9 protein-coding genes are annotated in these 11,760 nt (G+C 68.5%); 4 read left to right on the top strand and 5 right to left on the bottom strand.

What is annotated here, in order from left to right; genetic code table 11:
- Window positions 1–9: 9 nt before the first annotated feature.
- The 3 genes from tssK to AC3WR5_RS29870 all read right to left on the bottom strand — a co-directional run bounded on the left by tssK (window position 10) and on the right by AC3WR5_RS29870 (window position 3,492).
- Window positions 10–1,347, bottom strand: coding sequence for a type VI secretion system baseplate subunit TssK (gene tssK, locus AC3WR5_RS29880; RefSeq protein WP_310742449.1), 1,338 nt, complete (start codon window positions 1,345–1,347; stop codon window positions 10–12).
- Window positions 1,344–1,829, bottom strand: a complete 486-nt coding sequence (tssJ, locus tag AC3WR5_RS29875; RefSeq protein ID WP_231012998.1) for a type VI secretion system lipoprotein TssJ — start codon at window positions 1,827–1,829, stop codon at window positions 1,344–1,346. Before tssJ ends, tssK begins: the two co-directional genes overlap by 4 nt.
- A gap of 280 nt (window positions 1,830–2,109) precedes the next feature.
- Window positions 2,110–3,492 carry a hypothetical protein gene (locus AC3WR5_RS29870; protein WP_492489210.1) on the bottom strand — a complete coding sequence of 461 codons (1,383 nt, stop codon included), beginning with the start codon at window positions 3,490–3,492 and terminating at the stop codon, window positions 2,110–2,112.
- A gap of 33 nt (window positions 3,493–3,525) precedes the next feature.
- Between AC3WR5_RS29870 and AC3WR5_RS29865 the strand changes: the two genes are divergently transcribed.
- Window positions 3,526–5,439 (top strand): hypothetical protein, encoded by a 1,914-nt coding sequence (locus AC3WR5_RS29865; protein ID WP_492489208.1) that lies wholly within the window; start codon window positions 3,526–3,528, stop codon window positions 5,437–5,439.
- 123 nt (window positions 5,440–5,562) lie between these two features.
- On the opposite strand, the gene metE is transcribed toward AC3WR5_RS29865, so the two are convergent.
- Complete coding sequence (gene metE, locus AC3WR5_RS29860) at window positions 5,563–7,881, bottom strand: 5-methyltetrahydropteroyltriglutamate--homocysteine S-methyltransferase (protein ID WP_492489257.1); 2,319 nt, start codon at window positions 7,879–7,881, stop codon at window positions 5,563–5,565.
- Window positions 7,882–7,977: 96 nt separating this feature from the next.
- On the opposite strand from metE, the gene AC3WR5_RS29855 reads away from it, so the two are divergent.
- From AC3WR5_RS29855 to AC3WR5_RS29845, 3 genes are all read left to right on the top strand, one after another.
- Window positions 7,978–8,955: a LysR family transcriptional regulator gene (locus AC3WR5_RS29855; RefSeq protein WP_141289811.1), complete on the top strand. Its 978-nt coding sequence runs from the start codon at window positions 7,978–7,980 to the stop codon at window positions 8,953–8,955.
- A gap of 81 nt (window positions 8,956–9,036) precedes the next feature.
- Window positions 9,037–10,152 (top strand): tRNA pseudouridine(13) synthase TruD, encoded by a 1,116-nt coding sequence (gene truD, locus AC3WR5_RS29850; protein ID WP_492489206.1) that lies wholly within the window; start codon window positions 9,037–9,039, stop codon window positions 10,150–10,152.
- Window positions 10,153–10,375: 223 nt separating this feature from the next.
- Window positions 10,376–11,305 (top strand): Gfo/Idh/MocA family protein, encoded by a 930-nt coding sequence (locus AC3WR5_RS29845; protein ID WP_492489205.1) that lies wholly within the window; start codon window positions 10,376–10,378, stop codon window positions 11,303–11,305.
- 32 nt (window positions 11,306–11,337) lie between these two features.
- Here the strand turns inward: AC3WR5_RS29845 and AC3WR5_RS29840 are convergent, their stop codons facing one another.
- A complete protein-coding gene (locus AC3WR5_RS29840; RefSeq protein WP_492489203.1) occupies window positions 11,338–11,745 on the bottom strand; it encodes a DUF1801 domain-containing protein in 408 nt (135 codons plus the stop codon).
- Window positions 11,746–11,760 lie beyond the last annotated feature (15 nt).

Raw genomic sequence — 11,760 nt, 5'->3', positions numbered from 1 at the left:
TCCCGTGGCCTACTGCCGAATGGCCCACAGCTCGAGTTCCAGGCCGGGGAAGTCACCGGCCACGTGCAGCGCCAGGCTGCCGGCGCGCTCCAGCTGCTTCCACAGCTCGCCGCCGCGGTCCAGCTCGAAGTAGTGGAACCCGGCATGGAAGGGCAGCTGGCGTGGCGCCACCGGCAGCGAGCGCAGGGCCACGCCCGGCAGCTGCAGGTTGACCAGGTCGCGGATGCGGTCCACCGGCCCGAGCTTGGACTGCGCCGGAAAGCGTTGGCGCAGCTGCTCGGCCTGCAGCTGCGCGTTCACCGCGAGCACGAAGTTGGCGCTGCGCAGCAGGCTGGCGTCCGGCACCACGGCCGTGCGCACGCCGTGCGAGCGGTCCACCAGCTCGATCTGCTGCGCATTGCGCTCCAGCACCACCGAGAGCATGCGGCGCAGCTCGTCCAGCAGCGGCGCGAAGCTGGCGCGCAGGTCGTCGTGCCGGTAGAGCGGGTACTCGGTGGCCAGGCGCGATTCGCTGACCAGCGTGGCCAGGTCGCCGGCGAGTTGCAGGCAGTCGCGGTGCAGGGTTTCGGGGTGCGCGCTGGGCGCCTGCGCATGCTGGCGGAACAGCGGCGCGGCGCGGTTCAGCGCCTGCAGCATCAGGAAGTCCGCCAGCTCGGAGACGCCGTTGCCGAGCTGGCCCATGCGCGAAGCCAGCAGCTGCGCGCGCTGCTGCACCAGCCCGTGCAGCAGCGAGGCCATGGCCGAGAGGTGGCCGCTGGCGTCGATGCGGGTCTGCGGCGCGATGTAGGCGCGGTCCAGCACCAGCTGCTGGTCGCTGCGGCGCTCCAGCACGCGGGCCACGCCGAGCGCGGCATGGCCGTCGCCCAGCTCGCGCGAGGGCATCAGCCGCAGGCACAGCGCGCCGGTCTGCACCGGCTCGGGTTCGTCGCTGGCGTTGGTGAGGTCGCGCAGCGTGTGGTCGGCCACGCGGTAGCGCAGCAGTTCGCCGGTGGGCTCGCCGTCGAACGCGACCTGGTTCACGCCTTCGCGGGCCATTGGCGCGGCCAGGCAGATGGTGTCGCCCTTCAGGTCGGCCGGCACGTCCAGCGGGGCGGGGGCGGCGTCGGCCTGCGGGATCAGGAAGGGCGTGCCGTCCGGCAGTACGCCGCTGGCGCGCAGCACGCCCAGCCGGCCGGTGGACAGCAGCGCCTCGTCCAGTACCAGCTCGGTGAAGCCCCAGCCGTGCGGCGCCAGCGCGCGCACGCGCAGGTCCACCAGGTGTTCGAGGTAGCGGGTTTCCTGCTGGAAGTGGTGCGGCAGCAGGAACATGCCCTGCGTCCAGACGACCTTGTTGCGGTGTGAACTCACGGTTGCACGACCGCGCTGACCGCCAGCTCGTCTGCCTGGATCAGCAACTGCTGCTGCTTGCCGGGGGTGACGGCAACGACGCTGCGCCACTTCGCGTGTTCGATGTCGCGGTAGGCCGCGAAGACGGCGATGAAGCGCGTCTCGGGGGCCAGCGTCTTGTTCAGCGCGCGGCGCTCGCCTGGCGCCAGCGTGAACTCCTCGCGTGCCACCACTTCCGTGCCCAGCTCGGCCTGGTCGCGCTGGTAGAGCGAGACGAAGTCGGCGGCATTGAAGGCGTTGGCGGTCTTCAGCTCATAGACCCGCAGCAGCAGCGGCGAGGGTCGCTGGCTGACACTGGGGTTGACCCGCGCCGAGGCCGCGATGCTGCCGGACACGACGGTCGGCTTGGGCGGCGGCGGGGCCGACGCGCAGGCCGCCATCAGCAGCGCCGCGGCGCAGGCGCTGCTTGCCGAACCCGCGAAGCCGTGACGCATGTTGACCATCTGGAATGCCTTTGGAGACCGGTGGCCAGAATAGCCAGCCGGGCAGGCCGCGCCGCGTGACCAAGGTCATCGGCCGGGTGCCTGCCTGAACGCACGGCTGAGCTTTCTTCCAGATGGCCAGCGGCGACGGCGGCTTCGCCCGTCGCAAGACATGCCGCTGGCGCTGCGCGCCTCGCCCGAATCTGCAGCGCTGTTGCAGATGCTCGACGAACAGCTGAACACGCTCGCCGTTGCGCGGTGACCCGTTCGACGGTCGCCTGGACTGCCCCCCAAGCCGGACTCAGGCGGGCAGCTCGAACTCGATGCCGATCTGGGAGCCGTAGATGGGGTAGCGGATCTTGCAGCGGTAGCCGCGCAGCCGCGCCGCGTCGATGCCGGCCACCGTGCACACGTGGCGAAGCAGCTCGCCATAGCGCGGGTATTCCGGCAGGCGGAAGGCGTCCGGGCCCGTGCCCAGGGACTGCACGGTCTCGACCATGTCCAGCCGGTCGTTGCGCCGTGCAGCGTCGTTGGGATGGGCGGCCCCCCGCACGACGGTGTCGAAGATGTGAACCTCGGCCCGCGAGTCAGGCCAGACCTCATCGTGCAGCCAGACGTCCACGATGAAGTACTCGCACGGCGGCTCCGCGTGCCCGCCGATGCCAGCGGTGGACGAATCGCTGGTTCTGCGCCTGCGATTGAAGTTGGACAGCAATTGGCCGCAGACGTAGTCGACGCCGGGTGCGTCGTCGCTTCGGCCCAGCGGCAGACCGGAAATCGTCGTTTCGACGAACACGCTGCTGTGCTGGACGGTTTCGACAAGATCTGGCGTGACGGTCGAGAAGCCGGCCAGCAACATGTCGCTGGCCTTGGCAATGGGCCGACCTTCGAGCGAAGTCACGGTGTGATGCGCGCCGGGGGGCACGAACCACGATCCGACGTTGCGCAGCAGCCCCGAAGGGCGCGTGCGGCGGCAGCCCAGCAGCGCATCGATGCCCACGGAGCTGAAGTTTTCGGCGCCGGGGGTCGGGAAGATGATGCCCGCGCTCAGCACCACGTCCGCCTGCACGCCGCGCAACGCGCTCATGGCCTTGAAGGCGGCGGCCTTGTGGCGTGCCTCGAATGCCGCGCGCGACTCCACGACCCAGTCGCTCAACACGGCGTCGAAGGCGGCACGGTCGCCGAAATCGGTATCGATGAAGTGCCCCAATTCGTCCACCGCGGCCGCCACCTTGGTGATGCAGTCGCGGTCGACATCGGCAGCGGACGCGCCCCGGAGCATCTGGCGCAGCGCCTCCTGGCCGGGGATCGAGTTCAGCGTCGTGAGCGGGTCGCCGCCACGCACCGAGGTCAGCAGCCGGCTGACCACCGGCTGGCTGAGCTGCAGCACCTCGCGAATCGAGCGCTGGTCGCGCATCCCGCGCCGCCCCAGCTCGGAGACGAGGGTCGAGAGGACATCCTGCAACTTGCGGCCCAGCAGTTCGGCGCGCTGACGCAGCGCGGTGTCGCGGCTTTCGGAAATCATGAGCATGTCGGCCATGGCGAAAGCATAGCAGCTACGCGTTAGGGATATTCTGAGAATGTTCCAGGAAAATCCTTGCAAAGAATCGAGGCTGGTCCTATCCTGACCTGACACGCGATTTGAGACACGGCCGACGACCCTCAGGGCGGCGCCGATGCCCATCGCGCCCGCCGTTGTTTCCGAGGAGAGAGTCCGATGTCACGTTTTTCTCTGCACGTCCTTGCCAGACGCCTGATCGTCCTTTCTGCGCTGGTGAGCCCGCTCGCCTGGGCTGGCATCAAGGACGTGGAGCCCAACAACAGCTGCGCTGCGCCGCAGAACCTGGGCCAGACCAGCAAGGTCAAGCTGTCCGGCACCATCGACGCGTCGGACGTCGACTTCTACACGCTGACCGCCAAGCCCGGCCAATTGCTCCAGATCGACATGCGCGGCGCGCCATCGGGCGCCGGCACGCTGGGCAACATGCTGATGGGCCTGCTGGATGCCGACTGCAGCGTCGTGCAGTACAGCGACAACTCCGAGAACGGCCTGGAGGCACGACTGGTCTTCATGGCGCCCGCTGACGGCGTGGTCCGCATCGCCGCCGCGGGCGATCCGGATTTCGGCTTCACCGGCGCCAATACCTCGACCGGGACCTACAAGCTGACCATCGGCCCGCCCACGGTGCCGGTGATCGCCTTCAGCGGCAACCTTACGGATGCGGTCACGGGCCTGCCGTTGACCAAGGCCGACTTTGCCGTCGTGAACCTGATGTCCTGCCCTTCGGCGGATTACCAGATCTGCACGACCTACAGCGCACAGGGCATCCCCGACGCGAATGGCCACTACGCGATCGCCCAGGCCTTGCCGCCCGGCGTGTACCAGATCCGCGTGCTTGCCGACAACCACGCCAGCAAGAACCTGGCGCCGGTCACCGTCACCGGCTTCGAGGGCAAGTCGACCAAGAACTACGCGCTGGCGCCGCTGCCCATGGTGGTGTCGGACATGACCCCGTGCCAGACCATCGCGGCCGGCGGGAGCTGCAAGTACTCCTATGTGTTGACGAACACGACGAGCAAGACCCTGAAGACCAGCGTCTGGTCGCAGACCGAACAAGGTCCCAACGGCTCGCCGATGTTCCGCACCAACTACACGATGGGCAAGTCGACCAGCGCCCCGATGGCGATCAAGCTCGCGCCGGGTGAATCCAAGAAGGTCACGCAGTCGATGTCCTTGAGCGACATGCTGTCGGGCAGCACGGGCGCCTTGTACGTCTACGCCTCCACCGCCGACGACCAGACCAACACCATCGGCTACGGCTACGGCTTCAACTACACCGTGACGGCACCCGACAAGGCTGTTTCGACCGTGCGCTCGGCCCAGGCCATGAAGCCCCTGATGGCCCGGCAGCTGCAAGCCACGGCGCGCAGCGGGCCCGCTGCGTCGGCAGCGAGCGACGTCATCAGCGGCGTGGCGCTGGATCCGGTGACGAATCAACCGATCACGGACGGCAGCGTGGCGGTGCAGCTTCAGGGCTGCCAGGACCCGAGCCTCGACCTCTGCATGGGCACCAAAGCGCTGTTCACCGTGGACGCCAACGGCAAGTATTCGTACAACGCGCGCCGCCTGGCGCCGGGGCACTACCAGCTCTGGGCATTCCGCCAGGACGGCACGACCTACGGCCTGAACTACTCGCAGGCCTTCGACTACGCAGGCGGCGCCGCCACCGTCGACATCACGGCCGCGAAGGCGCCGGTCAAGTACGGCCCGGTCACGGCGTGTGCAGGTGCCGACGCGCTGCCTGTCGGCACGCCTTGCAAGGCCACCTATGACCTGACCAATGTCACCTCGGCGCCGCTGACGGTGGACCTGTGGGCCGTGGTCTCGACCTACGAGACCGGCTCGGTCCAGGGCTACAGCCAGTACAGCGTGGGGGTGGATGGCAGCAGCACCTTGAGCAGCGTCACGATCGCCCCCGGCGCCACGCTGACCGTCTCGCACAGCCTTCCACTGGCCAAGCAGCTGCCTTCGGGCACCTATGCCAGCACGGAGTTCTTTGCCAGCGTGCCGGGCAAGCAGGCGATGACCCTGGGCAACGCATCCGGCTTCTACGTCAACATCGTGCCCTGATGGCATGCACGCCCGTTGGCGTGCATGCCCCGGGGCTGGCCGGTCCGGCTGGAACAGGAATCCGTGCCGCGGGGAGCGCCCCCACCATCTCGAAGCCTGGCCGCGACCCTGCCAGGCGCGGAATCACCTCACGCGCAGCTCCCGCGCTGCGGCCACCATGTGGCGCAGCGCGGCCTCGGTTTCGGGCCAGCCGCGGGTCTTCAGGCCGCAGTCGGGGTTGACCCAGAGCTGCTCGGGCGGGATGACTTCGGCGGCCTTGTGCAGCAGGCGCAGCATTTCGGCTGTGGTCGGCACGCGCGGTGAGTGGATGTCGTAGACGCCGGGGCCGATCTCATTGGGGTAGCGGAAATCGCCGAAGCCGCGCAGCAGTGCCATGTCGGAGCGGCTGGTTTCGATGGTGATCACGTCGGCATCCATCGCGGCGATGTCCGGCAGGATGTCGTTGAATTCGGAGTAGCACATGTGGGTGTGGATCTGCGTGGCGTCCGCCACGCCGCTGGCCGAAACACGGAAGGCACGCGCGGCCCACTTCAGGTAGGCCGGCTGCTGTGCGCGACGCAGCGGCAGGCCTTCGCGGATGGCCGGCTCGTCGATCTGGATCACCGCGATGCCGGCGGCTTCGAGGTCGGCCGCCTCGTCGCGCATGGCCAGCGCGATCTGCAGCGCGGTGTCGGCGCGTGGCTGGTCGTCGCGCACGAAGGACCATTGCAGGATCGTGACCGGGCCGGTCAGCATGCCTTTCATCGGCTTTTTCGTCAGGCTTTGCGCATAGGTCGTCCAGCCGACCGTCATCGCCTGCGGGCGGGCCACGTCGCCGAACAGCACCGGCGGCTTCACGCAGCGTGAGCCGTAGCTCTGCACCCAGCCGTTGGCGGTGAAGGCAAAGCCGTGCAACTGCTCGCCGAAGTACTCGACCATGTCGTTGCGCTCGGCCTCGCCGTGCACCAACACGTCCAGCCCCAGCGCCTCCTGGCGCGCCACGGCCAGCGCAATCTCCTGCTGCATTGCCGCCTCGTAGGCCGGCTGGTCGAGCTGGCCGCGCTTGAAGGCCGCGCGCGCCGCGCGGATCTCGGCCGTCTGCGGGAAGGAGCCGATGGTGGTTGTGGGGAAGGGCGGCAGGCGCAGGCGCTCGCGTTGCAAGGGCTGGCGCTGCGCGAAGGCGCTGGCGCGGCGGTCGGCATGGGCCGGCAGTTGCGCCAGGCGCTCGGCCACGGCCGGGCGGCGCACACGCGGGCTGGCCGCGCGCGAAGCCACCGCGGCGCGGGCGGCAAACAGCTCGGCGCGCACGGCGGTTTCGCCTTCGTTCAGCGCACGCTGGATCACGCGCAGCTCGGCCAGCTTCTCGGTCGCGCCGGCCAGCCAGCTGCGCAGCTCGGCGTCCAGCGCGGCGTCATGGGCCAGGCTGACGGGCACGTGCAGCAGCGAGCATGAAGGCGCGATCCACAGCTCGCCGCCGCGCCGGGCCAGCGCCGGGCGCAGCAGGGCAAAGGCCCGATCCAGGTCGGTGCGCCAGATGTTGCGGCCGTCCACGATGCCGATGGACAGCACGCGCTGCGGCGGCAGCCAGTCCAGCACCGCCTGCAGCTCGTGGCCGGCGCGCACGGCGTCCACATGCAGGCCGGCGACCGGCAGCTTGCAGGCCAGGCTGAGGTGGTCCTCCAGTGGCGAGAAGTAGGTGGCCAGCAGCAGCGAGACGCCACAGTTGTGCAGCGCGTTGTAGCTGCGCTCGAAGGCCAGCGCCCACGCGCCGGGCAGGTCCAGCCCGAGGATGGGCTCGTCGACCTGCACCCATTGCACGCCCGCAGCCGCCAGCTGGACCAGCAGCTCGCGGTAGACCGGCAGCAGGTCGTCCAGCAGATCCAGCTTGTCCAGGCCCTCGGCCTTGGCCTTGCCCAGCCACAGGAAGCTCAGCGGGCCGATCAGTACCGGCCTGGCCTCGTGGCCCAGCGCCTGCGCTTCGGCCACCTCGGCCAGCAGGCGACCGGCGTTCAGGCGGAAACGGGTCCGCGCGTCGAACTCGGGCACCAGGTAGTGGTAGTTGGTGTCGAACCATTTGGTCATTTCCAGCGCCGGCTGGCCCGCCGCTGGCGAAGCGGCGCCGCAGTTGCAGGCTTCGTCGTGGGCATGCGCCGCGGCCACGCCGCGCGCCATCGCGAAGTAGCGCGCGAGCTCGGGCTCGTCGCCGCTGAAGCCAAAGCGCGCCGGCTCGCAGCCCAGCAGCTGGATGTGGTTGGCCACCTGGTCGTAGAAGGCGAAGTCGCCCACCGCCACGCTGGCCAGCCCATGGTCGCGCTGCAGCTCCCAATGGCGCACGCGCAGGCGCTGGCCCTGCGTTTCCAGCTCTGCCGGGCTCAGCTCGCCGCGCCAGTGGCGCTCCAGCGCTTGCTTGAGTTCGCGCTGCGCGCCCATGCGCGGAAAGCCCAATGTATGAGTACGGATCATGTTCAAGCCAGATGTGTATGAATTCAGCTTGAATGATCGGCGGCCGCTCACTATGATTCAACCGAAACTTTCTTCTGATCATCCTGAGTCTGGCTCATGACCGTTTCGCACGTCTCCGCCCAATCCCCGCTGGAGCTTCGGCACCTGAAGACCCTGCTGGCCTTGCGCGAAGCGGGCAACCTCTCACGTGCGGCGCAACTGCTCAACCTCACGCAGTCCGCGCTGTCGCACCAGCTCAAGGGGCTGGAGGCGCACTACGGCGTGACGCTGTTCGAGCGCAAGGCCAACCCGGCCAGCTTCGGCGCCGCCGGCCAGCGCCTGCTGCGCCTGGCAGACGCCGTGCTGCCGCTGTTCGACGAAGCCGAGCGCGACGTGCGCCGGCTGGTCCAGGGCTCGGCCGGCCAGCTGCGCATCGCCGTCGAGTGCCATACCTGCTTCGACTGGCTGATGCCGGCGATGGACGCCTTCCGCAGCCGCTGGCCCGAGGTGGAGCTGGACATCGTCTCCGGCTTCCATGCAGACCCGATCGGCCTGCTGCACCAGGACCGCGCCGAGTTGGCCATCGTCTCCGAGGTGGACGAAGACGAAGCCGGCGTGGCCGTGCACCCGCTGTTCAGCTTCGAGATCGTGGCGCTGCTGCCCAAGGGCCACCCGCTGCTCGCCAAGCCCTGGCTGGAAGCGGCAGACTTTGCCGACCACACGCTGATCACCTATCCGGTGCCAGACGAAATGCTGGACCTCGTGCGCCGCGTGCTGCAGCCCGCCGGCATCACCCCGCCACGCCGCACCAGCGAACTGACCATCGCGATGCTGCAACTCGTCGCCAGCGGCCGCGGCCTGGCCGCGCTCCCCCTCTGGGCCGTCGAAAGCTACCTCGCCCGCGGCTACGTCGCCCGCCAGCGCATCGGCGAGCCCGGCCTCACCGGCCGCCTCTACGCCACCAGCACCACAGCCATGGCCGAAAAGCCCTTCATCGCCGACTTCGTGAGCATCATGCGGGAGACATCGCTGCTGAACCTGCCGGGGGTGAACCTGCTGCCGCCCGCTTTCCACCTTGCCTTGCCTGCCCCATGAACCACTGGTGGCCGCCGTCGTGCCCGCGCTGGGCCGTCGAAAGCGAGCTCGCTGCCGAAGCCTGTTGGCGCTCGGCAAGGCATGCTGGCAGGGAGAGAATCACGGTCTGGACTGCCCCTGGTCGGCTGGGCAGCCAGTCCCTTCTCTACGGCTGGTGCCGTCAAACCCCTCATGACCGACGCTCAATACACGACATTGCCTCAGTGGCCCAACGCTTATCCGGCCAGCGGCGCCAGCGCCACCCTGAAACGCCTCAACGAGGATTTCATCGTGACCGAGTTGCCGCTGCAGCTGCCCTCCGGTGAGGGCGAACACATCTGGCTGGACATCGAAAAGAACGGTGCCAACACCGCCTTCGTCGCCCAGCAGCTGGCCGAGGCCGCCGGCGTGCAGGAAAGGGACGTGGGTTATGCCGGGCTCAAGGACCGCTACGCCATCACCCGCCAGTGGTTCAGCATCTACCTGCCGATTGGGAAAGGGAAAGGCGAGACGCCCGACCTAACCCAGCTTCAGCACCCGGAATTCAAGGTACTGGGCCAGAGCCGCCACGTGAAAAAGCTGCGCCCCGGTGATCTGCAGGGCAACCGGTTCCGCATCGTGCTGCGTGACCTGACCGGTGACCGCGACGCCTTGGAGACCAGTCTCAAGGCCGTTGCGTCGCATGGCGTGCCCAATTACTTCGGCGCTCAGCGTTTCGGCTTCGAGGGCGGCAATGTCGAGCAGGGACGGGCCATGCTGGCGCGCGAGATCCGCGTGCGCAATCCGAAGAAGAAGGGCATCTACCTGTCGGCGGTGCGCTCCTTTGTCTTCAATGAAGTGCTGGCGCTGCGCATTCGGCAGGGACTCTGGGGCAAGACCCTGCCCGGTGACGTGATGGACGAGGCGGGCGGGCCCACCGGACCGCTCTGGGGACGGGGCCGCGTGAGCACCGCCGATCAGGCGCAGGCCCTGGAAATGGGCGTGGCCGAACGTCACGCCACTTTGTGCGACGGCATGGAACACGCCGGCCTGGATCAGGCGCGCCGCGCGCTGGTGGCCAGGCCGGTGGACATGTCATGGGAATGGCCGCAAGCCGGTCAACTGGTGCTCACGTTCTCCTTGCCCGCCGGCAACTACGCCACGTCCGTTCTGGACGAAATCCTTCGCACCACGGAGCCTGAGCGGCACACGGAGAACGAGTCTGCGGCTGTCGAATGACGGTGTCCTCCTCTCGGGTTGAAGGGGTTTGGCGACGATCACGCTGTGCCAGCGGTCGTTCTGTCATGCCGCCGGGCGCCGACGCAGTGGATGGATTGAAGCGTGAGCAGAGCGGGGCGGATGCTCGACGTAACATGCCGGCTCGCCGGGCAAGCGGTCCGGCGGGATTTGAATCCGTGCGTCGCTCATCGAGCGACGCGACACCACTTCCAGGGGAAATGGCATGGCACTGAAGTTGGGCCTGGTGGGCATTGGCAAGATCGCCCGCGATCAACACATTCCGGCGCTGGCCGCCGACCCGCGCTTTGAACTGGTGGCTTGTGCCAGCCGCAATGCGCGGGTGGACGGCGTGGCGAACTTCGCCGACGTCGAGACCATGCTGGCGGAGGTGAAGGACCTCGATGCGATCTCGATCTGCACGCCGCCCCAGGCTCACTTCGAGGCCGCGCTCGCCGCGCTGCGGGCCGGCAAGCACGTGATGCTGGAGAAGCCACCCGCGGCGACGACCCGGCACATTGCGCTGCTGCAGGCCGAGGCGCAGCGGCAGGGCCGCACCCTGTTCCAGACCTGGCACTCGCGCTTTGCGGCGGGCGTGGACGCGGCGCGCGAATGGCTGAGCAGCCGCACGCTGACCGGCGGCACCATCACCTGGAAGGAAGACGTGCATCACTGGCATCCCGGCCAGCAATGGATCTTCGAGCCGGGCGGGCTGGGGGTGTTCGACCCGGGCATCAATGCGCTGTCGGTGCTGACCGAGGTGCTGCCGGGCGAAGCCGTCGTGCACGAGGCCACGCTCGATTTCCCGGAAAACCAGCAGGCGCCCATTGCGGCCCAGCTGGCGCTGCGCACGGAGGCCGGTGTCATGGTGAACGCGGAATTCGACTTCCGCCAGAAGGGCGAGCAGACCTGGGACATCGAGCTCGTGACCACGACCGGCCGCCTGAAGCTGACCCACGGCGGCGGCGCGTTGCAGATCGACGGCCAGCCGCTGGCGGCCGACGCAGCCCTGGCGGGCGAGTACCCCCGGCTGTACGCGCGTTTTGCCGAGCTGTGCATGGCTGGCGAGTCGGAGGTCGACTGGCGGCCGTTCCAGCTGGTGGCCGATGCCTTCCTGGTGGGACGGCGGCGAATCGTCGCGGCGCATCAGGTCTGAGCGCCTGAGCAGCGAGCGGCGAAAACGATCGGCTACTTCTTCGCCGGCTTGCGCTTGGCGGCCCTGGCCGCAGTGTTGGCCGCCACGCCGGCCCGGATCAAGGCCTTGAGCGCGGCCTCGTCCGGCTTTTCGCCTTCGCGGATGTCGATGGCGCGGCGCACGTTGCCTTCGTGGCTGGCATTGAAGAGCCGGTGCGGGTCGGGCAGGGCAGCGCCTTTGGCGAAGGTGAGCTTGACGACCTGCTTGTAGGTCTCGCCGGTGCAGACGATGCCGTCATGCGAGAAGACCGGCGTGCCGGGCGAGGTGGGCTTGGCCCATTTCCATTCTTCTTCGATTTCGGGATCGGCCTCGTGGATGAGCTGGCGGACCCAGGCCAGCGTTTCGCCTCGCCAGTCGCCGAGCGCCTGGATCTTCTGGGTGATGTTCTCTGTCGCCGTCATTTCTGTCTCTCCTTC

It is taken from the genome of Ideonella sp. FW305-24, from assembly GCF_058788035.1.
Note: the sequence above shows the minus strand (reverse complement) of the source record. Positions and strands in the feature narration are given on the sequence as shown.